Annotated in this window: 12 protein-coding genes; 10 read left to right on the plus strand and 2 right to left on the minus strand. The window is 63.9% G+C overall.

The annotated features are described in order from the left end of the window. Positions 1–178: 178 nt before the first annotated feature. Positions 179–1,186 carry a tRNA dihydrouridine(20/20a) synthase DusA gene (gene dusA, locus C8C94_RS07000; protein WP_233573426.1) on the plus strand — a complete coding sequence of 336 codons (1,008 nt, stop codon included), beginning with the start codon at positions 179–181 and terminating at the stop codon, positions 1,184–1,186. Between the two features lie 49 nt (positions 1,187–1,235). Beyond that, entirely contained in the window at positions 1,236–1,769 is a 534-nt protein-coding gene (locus tag C8C94_RS07005) for a GNAT family N-acetyltransferase (RefSeq protein WP_233573427.1), read from the plus strand. Between the two features lie 55 nt (positions 1,770–1,824). On the opposite strand, the gene C8C94_RS07010 is transcribed toward C8C94_RS07005, so the two are convergent. After that, the gene (locus tag C8C94_RS07010; protein WP_121422751.1) at positions 1,825–4,629 is read right to left on the minus strand and encodes an EAL domain-containing protein; all 2,805 of its coding nucleotides are present in this window, start codon (positions 4,627–4,629) and stop codon (positions 1,825–1,827) included. Positions 4,630–4,861: 232 nt separating this feature from the next. Here C8C94_RS07010 and C8C94_RS07015 point away from each other — a divergent pair, with 232 nt between their 5' ends. The 3 genes from C8C94_RS07015 (at position 4,862) to C8C94_RS07025 (ending at position 8,511) form a co-directional block, all read left to right on the plus strand. Further along, positions 4,862–5,953: a GTP pyrophosphokinase family protein gene (locus C8C94_RS07015; RefSeq protein ID WP_121420216.1), complete on the plus strand. Its 1,092-nt coding sequence runs from the start codon at positions 4,862–4,864 to the stop codon at positions 5,951–5,953. A 207-nt stretch (positions 5,954–6,160) separates the two neighbouring features. Then, complete coding sequence (locus C8C94_RS07020) at positions 6,161–7,798, plus strand: polyhydroxyalkanoate depolymerase (RefSeq protein ID WP_121420217.1); 1,638 nt, start codon at positions 6,161–6,163, stop codon at positions 7,796–7,798. A gap of 68 nt (positions 7,799–7,866) precedes the next feature. Further along, entirely contained in the window at positions 7,867–8,511 is a 645-nt protein-coding gene (locus C8C94_RS07025; protein WP_233573428.1) for an RnfABCDGE type electron transport complex subunit B, read from the plus strand. A gap of 53 nt (positions 8,512–8,564) precedes the next feature. On the opposite strand, the gene C8C94_RS07030 is transcribed toward C8C94_RS07025, so the two are convergent. Continuing rightward, positions 8,565–10,055, minus strand: coding sequence for a methyl-accepting chemotaxis protein (locus C8C94_RS07030; protein ID WP_121420219.1), 1,491 nt, complete (start codon positions 10,053–10,055; stop codon positions 8,565–8,567). 178 nt (positions 10,056–10,233) lie between these two features. Between C8C94_RS07030 and dapC the strand changes: the two genes are divergently transcribed. From dapC to prmB, 5 genes are all read left to right on the plus strand, one after another. Further along, entirely contained in the window at positions 10,234–11,439 is a 1,206-nt protein-coding gene (gene dapC / locus C8C94_RS07035) for a succinyldiaminopimelate transaminase (protein WP_121420220.1), read from the plus strand. Between the two features lie 37 nt (positions 11,440–11,476). Further along, positions 11,477–12,310, plus strand: coding sequence for a 2,3,4,5-tetrahydropyridine-2,6-dicarboxylate N-succinyltransferase (dapD, locus tag C8C94_RS07040; RefSeq protein WP_121420221.1), 834 nt, complete (start codon positions 11,477–11,479; stop codon positions 12,308–12,310). Positions 12,311–12,380: 70 nt separating this feature from the next. After that, entirely contained in the window at positions 12,381–13,544 is a 1,164-nt protein-coding gene (locus C8C94_RS07045) for a PilT/PilU family type 4a pilus ATPase (RefSeq protein WP_055397852.1), read from the plus strand. 163 nt (positions 13,545–13,707) lie between these two features. After that, a complete protein-coding gene (dapE, locus tag C8C94_RS07050) occupies positions 13,708–14,901 on the plus strand; it encodes a succinyl-diaminopimelate desuccinylase (protein ID WP_121420222.1) in 1,194 nt (397 codons plus the stop codon). Beyond that, the gene (gene prmB / locus C8C94_RS07055) at positions 14,898–15,833 is read left to right on the plus strand and encodes a 50S ribosomal protein L3 N(5)-glutamine methyltransferase (RefSeq protein WP_121420223.1); all 936 of its coding nucleotides are present in this window, start codon (positions 14,898–14,900) and stop codon (positions 15,831–15,833) included. Before dapE ends, prmB begins: the two co-directional genes overlap by 4 nt. Positions 15,834–15,905: the final 72 nt, after the last annotated feature.

Genomic DNA, 15,905 nt, shown 5'->3' on the forward strand with positions numbered 1-15,905 from the left:
TAGCACCCATTTCTATTCAAAACCACACGCTGGTGCTGGCCGCGAGGTCGGTGGGATAATCGCGGCTTTCCAGTTGCAGCCCTGCGGGCGCCTTCATCCCCACAGGCGCACCCCACGCAACCCCTACCCTCCCCGCTTTTCTAGTTTGCCTGTGGAAACCACCCTGAGCCCCTGGCGCATGTCCGTCGCCCCGATGATGGACTGGACCGACCGCCACTGCCGTTACTTTCACCGGCTGCTGACCCGCCAGACCCTGCTGTACACCGAGATGGTGAACGCGGGCGCCATCATCCATGGCGGCACCGAGCGGCACCTGCGCTTCAACGCCGAAGAGCACCCTGTGGCCCTGCAATTGGGCGGCAACGAGCCCGACAAGCTGGCCGAGGCTGCGCGCCTGGGCGCGCAATGGGGCTACGGCGAAATCAATCTCAACTGCGGCTGCCCCAGCGACCGGGTGCAGCGCGGCGCGTTTGGCGCCAGTCTGATGAAGTCGCCTCAGCTGGTGGCCGACTGCGTGAAGGCCATGAAGGACGTGGTCAGCGTGCCCGTCACCGTCAAGCACCGCATCGGCATCGACAAGGTGGAGGACTACGGTTTTGTGCGCGACTTCATCGGCACCGTGGCTGACGCCGGGTGTACCGTGTTCATCGTGCATGCGCGCAACGCCTGGCTGCAAGGCCTCTCCCCCAAGGAAAACCGCGATGTCCCGCCGCTGCGCTACGAGGTGGTGCACCAGCTCAAGGCAGAGTTTCCGCAGTTCACCATCGCCATCAACGGCGGCATCACCACCGATGCGGTGGTGCAAGAGCAGCTCACGCACCTGGACGGCGTGATGATCGGTCGCGAGGCCTACCACAACCCCTGGTGGCTGGCCCGCTGGGACCAGCTCTACTACGGCGAACAAGGTGGTATGCCCTGCCCCCTGACGCGCGAAGAGGTCGAAATCAAGATGGTCGAGTACATGGAGCGCGAGGCTGCCCAGTACGGCACCCCCTGGCCCCACATCGCCCGCCACATGCTGGGCCTGCGCCACAGCCTGCCCGGTGCCCGCATCTGGCGCCAGGTGTGGAGCAACCATCTGCTCAAGGACCGCCCTGCGCGCGAGGTGCATGCGCTGGCGATGCAGGCGTATGCCAACGCGCCTGAATCTTCTGCAGACCCAGCAGCCCAGGCCCTGGCTGCCTGACGCCGCGCAGCGGGGTGATGGCTTGCGGGCAGAACCAAAGCGTGTGCAAGTGCGCGTAAAAACCCAAGCCACCGCGCCCGTCGCCTTGCGCGCACCCGTGGCAGCGGATGCAGAGCGCTTTGTCACTTTGGCCGAGCGCAGCCAGGCCCTGCATACACCCTGGACCTCGGCGCCATCGACCCCCGAGTCGTTTGCAGCCTATCTGGCGCAGCTGGACACGCCTGCGAACCAGGGTTTTCTGGTGTGCCGGCCGCCCAAAGCGGGCGAAGGCGAACAGATCGCGGGCGTCTTCAATCTCTCACAGATCGTGATGGGCAACTTTCGCAGCGCTTACCTGGGCTACTACGTCTTCGCCGGTTACGAGCGCCAGGGCCTGATGCGTGCGGGCATGCAACAGCTGCTGCGCCACGCCTTTGGGCCACTGAAGCTGCACCGGCTGGAGGCGAACATCCAGCCCGGCAACGCAGCGTCCATTGCGCTGGTGCGGGCCTGTGGCTTCCGGCAAGAAGGCTTTTCGCCCCGCTACCTCAAGATCAATGGCCGCTGGCGGGACCATGAACGCTGGGCGTTCGTGGCCCATTGAGCCACCTTCGGCTCCTGGTTAGGCGGTGCAGCACTTTCACCAAGCGCGCAGCGCATCATTGCGGTGAAGTCAGCCTACCCAGCCACGCCGCCAGCGGCTCCGGCCGACCGAACAGGTAGCCCTGCAGGCAGTCACACTGGCTCGCCACCAGAAAATCTGCTTGTGCACGGGTTTCCACACCCTCGGCCACCACGCGCAGGTTCAGGTGGCTGGCGACCGAGATGATGGACTGCACGATGGCAGTGTCGCTCGGGTCGTCAGGGGTGTCGTCCACAAAACTTTTGTCGATCTTGAGCTCATACAGCGGCAGCCGCTTGAGGTAGGCCAGGCTCGAATAACCAGTGCCGAAGTCGTCGATGGAAAAGCGCACGCCCAGGCCCACGATTTCGGTCATGCGGGCGATGGTGTCGTCCAGGTCTTCGATGAGCAGGCTCTCTGTCACTTCGAGGATCAGGTTGGCTGGATGGGCGCCGGTGTGGGCCAGCATGTGGCGCACACGCTCGACAAAGTCGTCCTGGCGGAACTGCCGCTCGCTCACGTTGACCGACAGCGACAGCTCGCGCCCCGCAGTCTGCAGGCGCGCCAGGGTTTCGCAGGCCTGCTGGATCATCCAGTCGCCCATGCGCAGGATGAGGCCCGAGGCCTCGGCGATGGGGATGAAGCGGCCGGGCGGCACATTGCCGCGCACGGGGTGGTCCCAGCGCATCAGCAACTCGCCGCCCACCACGGTGCCGGATGCGTCCACCTGGCTCTGCACGAATGCAGCCAACTGGCCCAGCGCGTGGGCTTTCTTCAGGTCCTGCTCCAGCGCCAGGCGTTCCTGCACATCGGCCTGCATGGCCGCCTCATAAAAGCGGATGCGGTTGCGGACCAGGTCCTTGGCGCGGTACATGGCGGTGTCGGCCTCGCGCAGCAGATCTTCCACGCCTTCGCCGCGCTTGGGGAACAGCGTAATGCCGATGCTGCCCGTGGTGCTGTAGAGGTGCGTGTCGATGGTGTATGGCGCTTCCAGCGCAGTGCGAATTTCTTCGGCCACCAGCAGGGCCTGGCGCCCGGCGGCCTCCATGTCGGTCGCCACGTTGTGCGCCAGCACCACAAACTCGTCCCCGCCCAGGCGGGCCACGGTGTCGCCGGGGCGCAGCTGCTGCGTGAGGCGCTGCGCCACCTGCATGAGCAGCGTGTCGCCCAGCGTGTGCCCCCGCGCGTCGTTGATCTGCTTGAAGTTGTCGAGGTCGATGTACAGCACGGCGCCCACCTGCGCCGTTTGCTGGGCGCTGCGCAAGGCGTGCTCCATGCGGTCCAGGAGCATGCGCCGGTTGGGCAGGCCGGTGAGCGCGTCGAAATAGGCCAGCTGGTGCGTGCGCGCCTCGGCCTGCTTGCGCTCGGTGATGTCGCGCGAGAGCGCGATGAACCGGGGTTCATCGCCCGAAGTGGCGCTTTCCTTGCGGGCAATGGACAGCTCAAACCAGTGCGTAGCGCCCTGGAGTTCCAGGCGGTACTGGTGGCCCGCCGAATAGCCCGTGCGGTGCGCGGCCTCCAGCGCTGCATGGCAGCCTGCGGCGGCCTCGGGCGGGACCACGTCGCGCAGCAAGCGACCCAGAAACATCTCGGGCGGCACGGCCAGTGCTTCGGACCGCGCCGACCGGTAGTGGTAGATGCAGCCATCCAGCCCCACCTCGAACAACAGGTCGGGGATGGCGTTGAGCGTGCTCTCCAGGTCATCGCGCGTGGCGCGCAGCTCCGCCGTCATGTCGCGTGCCAGTGCCACGGCCCGCTCGCGCCCCGTTGCCAAGAGCCAGGTGAACCAGGCGAGCAACAGGCTCAGCACCGTGCCCATCAGGGCCACAGGGTGGTGCCCCTGATCCTGAAAACGCGCCGCAAACGCAGGCAGGGGCGACATTTGCAATACCCAGCGGCGGCCACCCAGTTCCAGCACACGCCGTGCCTGCAGACCCGAGGGGGCATCCCCCTGCACAGCGGCCTGGTGCACAACGTTGCTAAATAGCAGGGTTTGAGCACCTGCGCTGGTGTCGTCGGTGATCCGAAAGCCGATGTCGGCATCAAACTCGCGCGACATGCCGTGGATCACGTCTTCCAGGAGGAACGGCGCAGACACCCAGCCGGCAAGGCCTGCACGCCGACCATGCACCGCGCGTGTATCGACGCCCGCGCCATACAGCGGCATGTACATGACCAGCCCCGGGCTGCTGTTTTGCAGCAGCGTCAACTGGCCGGACAAGGCGAGCTCTCCGGTGTCACGGGCCCGGTCCAGTGCTTCCTTTGCTGGGGGAAGTGTCAGCACATCGAATCCCAGTGCCTTGAGGTTGTTGCCCTCCAAGGGCTCGATGTGGGTGATGGGCGCCAGCACCTCGCGCGCACCTTCGGGGCGCACGGTGTATTGGGCAAAACCGCGCTGGCGCATGTCATCCAGGTGTGCCGCCAGTGCCGAAGCGGGTAGCTGCATGACGAGCGAAACCCCCTGCAAGCCAGGGCGCGTTTCACGCAGCTGGAGCGCCCCCACATAGGCCTGAAACTCGGCCCGATCGATGCGCTCGGACCCTTCAAAATACCCCTTGACTCCGCGAAGCACCACCTCGTAGGTGGCCATCCGGTCCTTGAGGTTGTAGGCGATCTGGTCGGCCGCGACCTGAAAGTTCTGCTCCTGCTTGGCGCGGGCACCGCTCTCGGCGCTCTGCCAGTACAAGAACGTCAGCCCCAGGGTCAGCAGCCCCACCAGAGGTGGCAGCACGACGGGAACCCACCGGTGGCTGGTGGTCCCCTTCCCTCCTCCAGAGGAAGGCGCCAAGGGTGTGGACCCAGCGGCTGCATCGACGATCCCTGCCGGAGAATGTTGGGTCATGGCTTTCTGGGTGATATACCCGCCACGGTCGGCAAAAGCCACCGCCGTGGCGATCTGCACCATTATGGGCATCTGTCCGGCACAAGAAAGCAGTATTTGCGCACACACTTTGCACACAGGGCAACGCTGGGCGGGCATTGTTGGATATGCTCCCTGCGCACCATTCTCAACACCGCACCAGGAGCCTGAGCACGGCTCCCCCACCACCACCCTCGCACACCAAAGAACCAGCATGCCATCGCTTGATTTCGACCTGGAGGAATCCCATTTCCGCGCGTTCTACGCAGAGCAATCCGCTGCGCTGGAAACCGCCTGCGCCGCCTTCACCGCCATGGTGGCCGCTGTGGTCACGCAGTCGGGTGGGGTAGAGATCGCCAAGGTGGAGGGCCGCGTCAAGGATGTGGATGAGTGCATCCGGAAGTTCGTGCGCAAATACCGCCCGGCGCTGGAGGAAAACAACACGCCCTACGAGATCCCGCACTACATCACCGACCTGGTCGGCGTGCGTGTGGTGTGCCTGTACGAGGACGAGCTGGAGAAAATCGCGGTCATCGTGCGCGGGCACTTTGCCGTGATCGATGTCACCGACAAGGTGACGGCGGTGGAAAGCACCGAGGCCTCGTTTGGCTACAAGGGCCTGCATCTGGATCTCAAGCTCAACCATGCCGAGCGCACGCAGCCTGAGCATGCAGCCTATGCCCACCTGCCGTTCGAGCTGCAGGTGCGCACCATCATCCAGGACTCCTGGAGCGTGCTGGACCATCGAATCAAGTACAAGAAATCGATCCCAGGCGAACTCAAGCGCCGCATCAATGTGCTGTCAGCCCTGTTCGAGCTGGCCGACCGCGAGTTCCGCCAGATCCGCGACGCCACGGCCGCCGAACTGCTGCAAGCCCCCGACGAAACCGCCGAGCCGCTGCCCGACCCTGCCACCGCCGACAACCCGCAGGCCCCCAGCAAGGCCCAAGCCCCCAGCAGCGAGCTCAACGCGTTCACCTTCCTCAAGATTGCAACGCACTTCTTCAAGGATTTTGAGTTCGAGCCTTCCAAGGTAGACGGTTTTGTGGACGACATTCAGGCGTGGTCCCGTGGCATGACGCGAGCCCGCTTCAATGCGCTGATGCGCGAGACCGTGGGCGTGGTCAAGCGCTACAAGCAGCACTTCGAAGAACAAAACCCACAGGCCAGCTTCAATCCGTATACCGTGATCCGGCATTGCCTGTACCTGAGTAACAAGACCGCGTTCCGCCCCGCCCTGCGCAACTCAGCCCGGGAGTCGTTCGAGGCGTGGCTGCAGGAGCAGGCTGAGCCAAAGCTGCAGTAATTTGAGAAAAATGGGGCCCTACCGCTCGTCCACATTAAATTTACAGCTATCTATTCAATAGCAATTTGACTGGCATCGGCTCATTGGACAAGCTCCAAGTGAGTCGCCTTGATCTGTCGCATAGGTGACTTGGCATTGGTGGTTTTCCTCCATGCGCTTGTTACGAAGTGCTGTTATATTGCACTGCAACATAACGGAGTTTCGCCCATGCTGTATCACATCTACGAAACCCAGCGCTCCCTGATGGAGCCCTTTACCGATTTCGCGCAGGCTGCTGCCAAGCTGTTCAGCAACCCCATGTCCCCCTTCAGCGAAAGCCCGCTGGCGCAGCGCATGTCTGCGGGCTACGAACTGCTGTATCGCCTGGGCAAGGACTACGAAAAGCCCGCTTTCGAGATCCATTCGGTGGATGTGGACGGCGTCGGTGTGGCGGTGCACGAACGCATCGAGATGGACAAGCCGTTCTGCGAACTGCGCCGCTTCAAGCGTTTCTCGGACGACACCGCCACCTTGACCAAGCTCAAGGCCCAGCCTGTGGTGCTGATCGTGGCGCCCTTGTCGGGGCACTACGCCACTTTGCTGCGCGACACCGTGCGCACCATGCTCAAGGACCACAAGGTCTACATCACCGACTGGAAGAATGCCCGGCTGGTCCCCCTGGCCGATGGTGAGTTCCACCTCGACGACTACGTGAATTACGTGCAGGAGTTCATCCGCCACCTGCAGGGCATCTATGGCAACTGCCATGTCATCAGCGTGTGCCAGCCCACCGTGCCCGTGCTGGCAGCCGTGTCCCTGATGGCCAGCCGTGGCGAAACCACGCCGCTGACGATGACCATGATGGGCGGCCCCATCGACGCCCGCAAATCCCCGACTTCGGTGAACAACCTGGCGACGAACCGTAGCTTTGAGTGGTTCGAGAACAACGTGATCTACCGCGTGCCCGAGAACTTCCCCGGCGCAGGGCGGCGCGTGTACCCAGGTTTTCTGCAGTACACCGGCTTTGTGGCCATGAACCCGGACCGCCACGCCAGCAGCCACTATGACTACTTCAAGGACCTGATCAAGGGCGACGACGCCAGCGCCGAGGCCCACCGCAAGTTCTACGACGAGTACAACGCCGTGCTCGACATGGACGCCGACTACTACCTGGAAACCATCCAGACCGTGTTCCAGGACTACAAACTGGTGCACGGCACCTGGGATGTGCGCTCCCCCGACGGCAAGATCGAGCGCGTGCGCCCGCAGGACATCACCACCACCGCACTGTTCACGGTGGAAGGCGAGCTTGACGACATCTCCGGCTCGGGCCAGACCGAAGCCGCGCACGATCTGTGCAGCGGCATCGTGCGCAAGGAACAGCGCCACCTGGAGGCTAAGGGCGCGGGCCACTATGGCATCTTCAGCGGTCGGCGCTGGCGCGAAGTGGTCTACCCCCAGGTGCGCGCTTTCATCCTGGAGCACGAAAAGCCCCAGGCGAAAATCGCAGTCCCCGTCACGGAAACGCCGGACGACAACCCCCCCCACCGCGCAGCAGCAGCAGCAGCAACAACAAAAGCCGTAGCGCCCGCCCCCAAGGCAGCCGCCAAGCCACTCGCCAAACCCGTCTCCACAGCGGCTGTAAAAACGCCCGTCAAAGCAGCCGCCAAAACGCCAACCAAGCCTCCGGCCAAGGCGCCTGCGGCGGTGGCCACCCGCTGGGTGGCACCAGCACCCGCAGCCACCACCAGCAAGCCCACCGGCGCTGCCGCACCCGCTGATGTGGGTGTTGCCACGCCAGCGAAGACTACGGTGACCGCCGCGGCATCTGCCCGCACCCGCCGCAATGCGGCACGCAAGGCTTGAGCCCCCCCCGGCCAGCTTCTGCATCAACTGCCGCCGCCCTCACGCTTGCGGCGCGGATCGACGCGGCCTTGCCCCAGACACAGTGCACACGCTGCGGCTATCCCGACTGCGCCACCTACGCCCTGGCCATTGCCGAAGAGAGTGTGCCCATCAACCAGTGCCCCCCCGGGGGCGCTGAGGGCATCGCCCGCCTCGCAGCCATCACGGGGCAAGCACCGCTGCCGCTGAGTGCGGAGCATGGCGTGGAAGCCCCCCGCACCGTGGCGTACATCGACGAAGCTTGGTGTATCGGCTGCACGCTGTGCATCAAGGCCTGCCCCACCGATGCCATCGTGGGCTCCCACAAAAAAATGCACACCGTTATCGACCCCTATTGCACCGGGTGCGAGCTGTGCATTCCGGTGTGCCCCGTAGATTGCATAAAGCTCGAAAACGCCAGCGGTCGCGCCACCGGGTGGGCGGGGTGGTCTGCCCCGCTGGCGCAGCAGGCGCGCCAGCGCTACCAAGCCCATCGCGAACGTCTTCCGCTGGATCCGGTCATGGACGAAGGAGAGGAAGAAGAAGCGCCCGGAGCGTCGGCCAAGGACGGCGCTGCATTTTCAGCCCCGGAGGTCTCCCCCGCTGCCGCGGGGAATGCCCAAGCCGCGCGCCAAGCTGTCATCGCCGCGGCGATGGAGCGAGCCCGACAGCGACGGCTACAGGGACCGCAGTAGTCGGTCGGGCGCTATCAGAACCCCCGCTGGGCCAGCGCCTGGGGGTTAAGGGGTCAACGCGCTGCCAGCGTCTTGTACACCCCACACCCCACATACAGATCGCCCGCGCGGCTGACATAAGACATCTTCGTCTGCACCGCACCGGTGGCGGGATTGGTGATGTCGTACTCCACCCAGCCCGGCTCACGGTCCGCCTGGGAAACGATGTCACTCACCAGCCGGTCGCCCGCAATGCCAGGAATGTCCTGCACCCGCGTGCCCACCTTGGCGGTGTTGCCCCCAAAGGCCAGGTAGGTGCCTGCGGGGTCGAGGACGAACACATACATGTCCCGGTCATAGTAAGGCTGGTTCTTGTCAGTGATGCTGCGCAGGAACTGGTCGCGCGAGGTACTCTTGTGCAGCGCCATGGCCTTGCCCACCAGCACCACAGCCTCCTCGGCCGTGCCCTGCTGCAGGCGGAATGCAGAGACCGCACGCGACAGGGTGGATGCGCGGCTTTCCAGGGCCTCTGCCTGCTGCACGGCATGGCCCACCATCTGGGCGTTGTGCTGGGTGATCTGGTCCAGTTGCTGCACGGCGGCGCTCACCTCGCGCAGGCCGGTGCTTTGCTCGGCGCTCGATCCGGAGATTTCGCTCATGCTGGCGGCCACGCTGCGTATGCCCCCCGCCATGTCCGAGATCCCCTCCCCAGCCGACCGAATCAGGCCCGCACTGGTTTCGACCTGACTCACCGAAGCTCCGATCAATTCGCGGATTTCGTGTGCGGCGTCGCTGGACCGTTTGGCCAGCGTGCGCACCTCTGCGGCCACCACGGCAAACCCACGGCCCTGCTCTCCGGCGCGCGCAGCCTCAACGGCTGCGTTCAGGGCAAGGATATTGGTCTGAAATGCAATGCTGTCGATGACACCGATGATTTCGGTCATGCGCTTCGCGCCTTGCTGGATGGCCTCGACCGACTGCACGGCGCGTGCCATGGCCTGGGCCCCCACATCGGCTGCGTCACGCACCTGTGCCGCTCGGGTATCTGCACTGTGCGCGGTCTGAGCGTTGTTCTGGACCGCTGAAGACAGTTGCTCCACACTGGCGGCCGTCTGCTCCAGGTTGGCCGCCTGCTGCTCGGTGCGGTCGGCCAGCGAGCGATTGCCCTCGGCCAGGCTCTGCCCAGCATGGGCGACCAGCGCCGCATTGCTGCGGATGTCAGCCACCATGGACGAGAGCGTGATCACCATGCGGTCGAGCGACTGCGCCATCTCGGCCACTTCGTCTTGTCCGTAGTCGCGACGGGGCTGCGCCCGCAAATCCCCGACCTGGGTCAGCTCTATGGTCTGCGCCAGACCCGCAAGGTCGGTGGCCAGGCTGAGGTAAAGCACGAGCAGTGCGTACACCACCACCACCACGGCCAGGGCAAGCGCCCACCAAGGCGCCCCAAACGCAGCAAAAGCAAGTGCCGCCCCCACCAGAAGACTCAGCGAGAGCAGCTTGCCAGGCAAATGCCACCTGCGCATCCACCAGAGCCCCGGACGCAGCGGTAGGAATCCTGACATCGTGTCTCCTCTATCTTTTGTTCTAGTCAAATGGCCTGAATACTAGGTAAACGCGCTTACGGCGGATTGACAGACCACGGGCCTATCGACGCATCGAGGTCAGCGACGATCACCATCCGCAAAACCATGGCAAATGCAGCGCCAACTGATCTGAGGTGATCGCCCATAATGGCGCCCCATGAATCCCCTGCTTTCCCATCTCCAGCCCTACCCCTTCGAGCGGCTGCGGCAGCTCTTTGCGGGGGTGGTGCCCCCGGCAGCCTACAGCCCCATCAGCCTGGGCATGGGTGAGCCACGCCATCCTACACCGCAGTTCATCAAAGATGCACTCAGTAACAACCTCAGTGGCCTGGCGAGTTACCCCGCCACCGCTGGCGAGTTGGGCTTGCGCGAGGCCTTCACCCGCTGGCTGAATTTGCGCTATGCCATCACGCTGGATCCGGCCACCCAGGTCCTTCCCGTGAATGGTTCTCGGGAAGCACTTTTTTCGTTTGCCCAAACCATCATCGATCCTTCACAGGGCCAGCCGCTGGTAGTCTGCCCCAATCCGTTCTACCAGATCTATGAAGGTGCAGCCCTGCTGGCGGGCGCGGCCCCTTACTACGCGGCCAGCGACCCGGCACGCAATTTCGCCGTGAATTGGGACGCGGTGCCGGACTCCGTGTGGCAGCGGACGCAGTTGCTTTTTGTTTGCTCCCCTGGCAACCCCACCGGCGCCGTTATGCCACTGACGGAGTGGAAGAAGTTGTTTGAACTGAGCGACCGGTATGGTTTTGTGATTGCCTCGGACGAGTGCTACAGCGAAATCTACTTCCGCGACGAGCCGCCGTTGGGCGGCCTGCAGGCTGCCGACAAGCTCGGCCGCAGCGACTATAAGAACCTGATCTCCTTCACCAGCCTCTCCAAGCGCAGCAACGTGCCCGGCATGCGCAGCGGTTTTGTGGCGGGAGATGCGGCCCTGATCAAGGCCTTCTTGCTGTACCGCACGTACCACGGCAGCGCCATGAGCCCCATCGTGCAGGCCGCCAGCATTGCGGCCTGGGGTGACGAGCAGCATGTGGTGGAAAACCGCACGCGCTACCGCAAGAAGTTCGCCCAGGTCACGCCGCTGCTGGCGGGTGTCATGGAAGTAGCCCTTCCCGATGCAGGTTTCTACCTCTGGGCCAAGGTCCCCGAGCAGCTTGCCATGGACGACGCCGAGTTCGCGCGGGCCCTTCTGGCTCAATACAATGTTACGGTGCTCCCTGGCAGCTACCTGGCCCGCGAGGCCCAGGGCAGCAACCCCGGTGCCCAGCGCGTGCGCATGGCCCTGGTGGCCGAAACTGAAGAGTGCGTGGAGGCTGCGTTGCGCATCGTGCAATTCATCCAGTCCCGCACTGCCTGATTTCTGATTCCTGATCCACAGACTGACAGACAACAACATGACCCAACAACTGCAAACCCTCATCGACAACGCCTGGGACAACCGCGCCAGCCTTTCGCCCTCCGCCGCCCCCAAGGAAATCCAGGACGCTGTCGAGCATGTGATCGCCGAGCTGAACAACGGCACGCTGCGCGTGGCCACGCGCGAAGGTGTGGGCCAGTGGACCGTGCACCAGTGGATCAAGAAGGCGGTGCTGCTGTCGTTCCGCCTGAAAGACAACGAGGTCGTCAAAGCCGGCGACCTGGGCTTTTACGACAAGGTGCAGACCAAGTTTGCCCACTTGTCCGAAGAAGAAATGAAGGCCACCGGCGTGCGTGTGGTGCCACCCGCCGTCGCCCGCCGTGGCAGCTTCATCGCCAAGGGAGCGATCCTGATGCCTTCGTACGTGAACATCGGCGCCTATGTGGGCGAAGGCACCATGGTCGACACCTGGGCCACCGTGGGCTCGTGCGCACAGATCGGTGCCAACGTGCACCTGTCGGGTGGCGTGGGCATTGGTGGCGTGCTGGAGCCTCTGCAAGCCGGCCCCACAATCATCGAAGACAACTGCTTCATCGGTGCACGGTCCGAAGTGGTTGAAGGCGTGGTGGTCGAAGAGAACTCCGTGCTGGGCATGGGCGTGTACCTGGGCCAGAGCACCCCCATCTTCAACCGCGCCACGGGCGAGATCAGCTATGGCCGCGTGCCCTCGGGCTCGGTGGTGGTCAGCGGCAACCTGCCCAAAACAGCCGCCAACGGCGCGCCCTACAGCATGTACGCTGCCATCATCGTCAAGCAGGTAGACGCGCAGACGCGCTCCAAGACCAGCATCAACGATCTGCTGCGCGACTGATCGCATTCAAGCCCGGGGCAGGCCATCTCGCCTGCCCGCCGACAGACACCGACAACAAGAGGGAAACACCATGAGCACGATGGAGCGAATTCTTCGCCTGATGAGCGAAAAGAAAGCATCAGACGTCTACCTGTCGGCCAATGCCCCGGCGCTGATCAAGATCAACGGCGAATGCATCCCGATCAACAACCAGATCCTGCCGCCCGATGCGCCACGCAACCTGCTCTCCGAAGTGGTCCCTCCAGATCGCATCGAAGAACTGGAGGAAACCGGCGAGCTGAACATGGGCGTGCCGCTCAGCGGTGTGGGCCGCTTCCGTATCAGTGCCATGCGCCAGCGCGGCAGCTACGCGGTGGTGATCCGTTTCATCTCGCAGCAGATTCCCGAATTCGACTCGCTGGGCCTTCCACCCGTGATGCGCGAACTCATCATGGAAAAGCGGGGCCTGATCCTGATGGTCGGCGCCACGGGCTCGGGCAAGAGCACATCCCTGGCGTCGATGATCGACACCCGCAACGAAGCACTCACCGGCCACATCCTCACCATCGAAGACCCGGTCGAGTACCAGTTCAAGAACAAGAAATCCATCGTCAATCAGCGCGAGATCGGCAGTGATACCCAATCGCTGCAGACCGCCCTCAAGAACGCGCTGCGCCAGGCGCCGGATGTGATCCTGATCGGCGAAATCCGCGACCGCGAAACCATGTCGGCCGCAATTGCCTACGCCCAGTCCGGCCACTTGTGTCTGGCCACGCTGCACGGCAACAACAGCTACCACGCGCTCAATCGCATCTTGTCGTTCTATCCCGTCGAAGTGCGTCCCACCATGCTGGGCGACCTGGCATCCGCCCTGAAGGCCATCATCTCCCAACGCCTGGTGCGCACCATCGACGGCAGCCGTGCTCCGGCGGTGGAAGTCATGCTCAACACCAAGCTGGTGTCCGACCTGATCGAAAAAGGCGATTTCTCAGGCGTCAAAGAAGCGATGGAGAAGTCCATGGCCGAAGGTTCGCTGACCTTTGAGGAAGCCCTCGCCCGGTTGATCATGGACTCCAAGATCGACCGCAAGGAAGGCATGGCCTACGCTGACTCGCCTACCAACCTCATGTGGCGCTTGCAAAACGATTTCTCCCTGGCCGCCAATGCCGCCAAGGCGCAGAAGGAAGCGCGGGATGCACCCGACGACGCGCCTTCCTTCACCGAGATCGTGCTGGACGTCAAACCAGCGGCATGAAATGTCTCCGCCCTGAGTCGCCTGCGGCGCCTTCCCCCTGGGGGACGACGCCCTCGCTGCGGGGCGGCCCTTGGCTTGCCGTCTCTCGCCTAGGCCGCGCTGATGCTTACGCTTCGCTCTCTAACTACAGCTGACTGCACGGCCCCATCCCACCGAATCCCCAATGTCCCGTACCCTGCACCTCGCCGAACAGCTCATTTCCCTGCCCTCCATCACCCCCGAGGATGCGGGCTGCCTGGACCTGCTGGCCGCGCGGCTGGCTCCGCTCGGGTTTGTGTGTGAGCGCCTGGACAGCGGCCCGGCGGACTTTCGTGTCAGCAACTTGTGGGCAAAAAGGCCTGTAGCGCTTGATGGAAAGGCGCAAGCAGCTATTAAAACCATAGTGTTTGCCGGCCACACCGATGTCGTACCCACCGGCCCGCTGGCACAGTGGAGCAGCGACCCGTTTGTGCCTACCCACAAGGACGGCAAGCTCTATGGCCGTGGTGCCAGCGACATGAAAACCTCCATCGCCGCCTTTGTCGTGGCGGTGGAAGAGTTCCTGGCCGCCACGCCCGATCCGCAGATCGCGCTTGCTTTTCTTCTGACCAGCGACGAGGAAGGCCCCTCGGTGGACGGCACCAAGGTCGTGGTCGAGCAACTCAAGGCGCGTGGTGACAAGCTCGATTACTGCATCGTGGGAGAACCCACCTCCGTCGAAAAAACGGGGGACATGATCAAGAACGGGCGGCGCGGCACGCTCAGTGGCAAGCTCTCTGTGCGCGGTATTCAGGGGCACATTGCCTACCCGCAACTGGCCCGCAACCCCATTCACCAGGCCCTGCCCGCACTCACGGAGCTGGCGGCCACGGTGTGGGACCAGGGCAACGCGTTTTTCCCGCCCACCAGCTGGCAGATCAGCAACATGCACGGCGGCACGGGTGCCACCAATGTGATCCCGGGAGAGGTCGTGATCGACTTCAACTTCCGCTTCTCGACTGAATCCACTGCCGAAGGCCTGCAGCGGCGTGTGCACGCCGTGCTGGACCGCCATGGCCTGGAATACGACCTGCGCTGGACGCTGGGCGGCCAGCCGTTTTTGACAACCCCCGGCGAACTGGTGTGCGCCGTGCAGCAGGCCATCACTGCAGAGACCGGGCTGACCACCGAACTCTCCACCACGGGCGGAACCAGCGATGGCCGTTTCATTGCCCAGGTGTGCCCCCAGGTGATTGAACTCGGCCCCCCCAACGCCAGCATCCACAAGATCGACGAGCACATCGTCGTGGCCGACATTGACCCCCTCAAGAACATCTACCGCCGCACGCTGGAAAACCTGCATGCGCAGGCCCTGGCCGCCGATGGAGTGCCAGCATGAACACACCACAACAGCACCCCACCGTCGCGGGCGATACCGTGGGTGCCCTGGTCGAATCGGGTGCGCATTGCCTTGCCGCAGCAGGCGTCTGCTTTGGCCACGGTACCACCAATGCCCACGACGAAGCCGCTTGGCTGGTGCTCTGGCGTCTAGGGCTGCCGCTGGACAGTGATCTGTCGGAAGCCCCCGATTCCATGAAGAATCAGCCCGTAGCGCCCGCCGATCAAGCGCTGGTAGCTACTCTTTTTGAAGAGCGCATCCGCACCCGCAAGCCCGCCGCCTATCTCACACAAGAGGCCTGGCTGCAGGGTGTACCGTTCTACGTGGACGAACGCACCATCGTGCCGCGCAGCTTCATTGCCGAACTACTGGTCGATGGGGGGGCTGACGAGTACCTGAGCGACCACACCCGCCAGGTGCTGGACCTGTGCACGGGTAACGGCAGCCTGGCCGTGCTGGCGGCCATGGCCTGGCCCGAGGTGCAAGTGACGGGCGCCGACATATCGCCCGATGCGCTGGCGGTAGCCCGCATCAACGTGGACAAACATGGCCTGCAAGACCGCATCCAGCTGCAGCTGTCCGATGGCCTGGCTGCACTGCCCGGCCCCTGGGACCTGATCCTGTGCAATCCGCCCTACGTGAATGCGGCCAGCATGGCCGCCTTGCCCGCCGAATACCGTGCCGAGCCCGAGCTGGCCCTGGCCGGAGGCAACGATGGCATGGACTTTGTGCGCCAGCTGTTTGCCGCTGCTCCCGCCTGCATGAGTGAGGATGCAGTGATCATTCTGGAGATTGGCAACGAACGCGCTTACTTCGAGGCCGCTTTCCCCCAACTGCCTGTTTTCTGGCTCGATACCAGTGCAGGTGAAGACCAGGTTTTGCTGGTGACTCGGCAGGCCTTGGCCGCCCAAAGCCGGCTCACGGCACAATAGAGGGTTGCGCGCCACCGGCTTGTTGCATCCTTTGGATGGTTTGCAACAGCCTTGGCCCCCTGCTTTTTCACG

This window comes from Acidovorax sp. 94 (genome assembly GCF_003634645.1).
In the GTDB taxonomy this organism is placed as follows: domain Bacteria; phylum Pseudomonadota; class Gammaproteobacteria; order Burkholderiales; family Burkholderiaceae_C; genus Acidovorax; species Acidovorax facilis.

Bases quoted from the DNA above. Each gene is read 5' to 3' on its own strand.
- dusA (WP_233573426.1), top strand. From the start codon at position 179: ATGTCCGTCGCCCCGATGATGGACTGGACCGACCGCCACTGCCGTTAC.
- C8C94_RS07010 (WP_121422751.1), bottom strand. From the start codon at position 4,629: ATGACCCAACATTCTCCGGCAGGGATCGTCGATGCAGCCGCTGGGTCC.
- C8C94_RS07015 (WP_121420216.1), top strand. From the start codon at position 4,862: ATGCCATCGCTTGATTTCGACCTGGAGGAATCCCATTTCCGCGCGTTC.
- C8C94_RS07020 (WP_121420217.1), top strand. From the start codon at position 6,161: ATGCTGTATCACATCTACGAAACCCAGCGCTCCCTGATGGAGCCCTTT.
- C8C94_RS07030 (WP_121420219.1), bottom strand. From the start codon at position 10,055: ATGTCAGGATTCCTACCGCTGCGTCCGGGGCTCTGGTGGATGCGCAGG.
- dapC (WP_121420220.1), top strand. From the start codon at position 10,234: ATGAATCCCCTGCTTTCCCATCTCCAGCCCTACCCCTTCGAGCGGCTG.
- dapD (WP_121420221.1), top strand. From the start codon at position 11,477: ATGACCCAACAACTGCAAACCCTCATCGACAACGCCTGGGACAACCGC.
- C8C94_RS07045 (WP_055397852.1), top strand. From the start codon at position 12,381: ATGAGCACGATGGAGCGAATTCTTCGCCTGATGAGCGAAAAGAAAGCA.
- dapE (WP_121420222.1), top strand. From the start codon at position 13,708: ATGTCCCGTACCCTGCACCTCGCCGAACAGCTCATTTCCCTGCCCTCC.
- prmB (WP_121420223.1), top strand. From the start codon at position 14,898: ATGAACACACCACAACAGCACCCCACCGTCGCGGGCGATACCGTGGGT.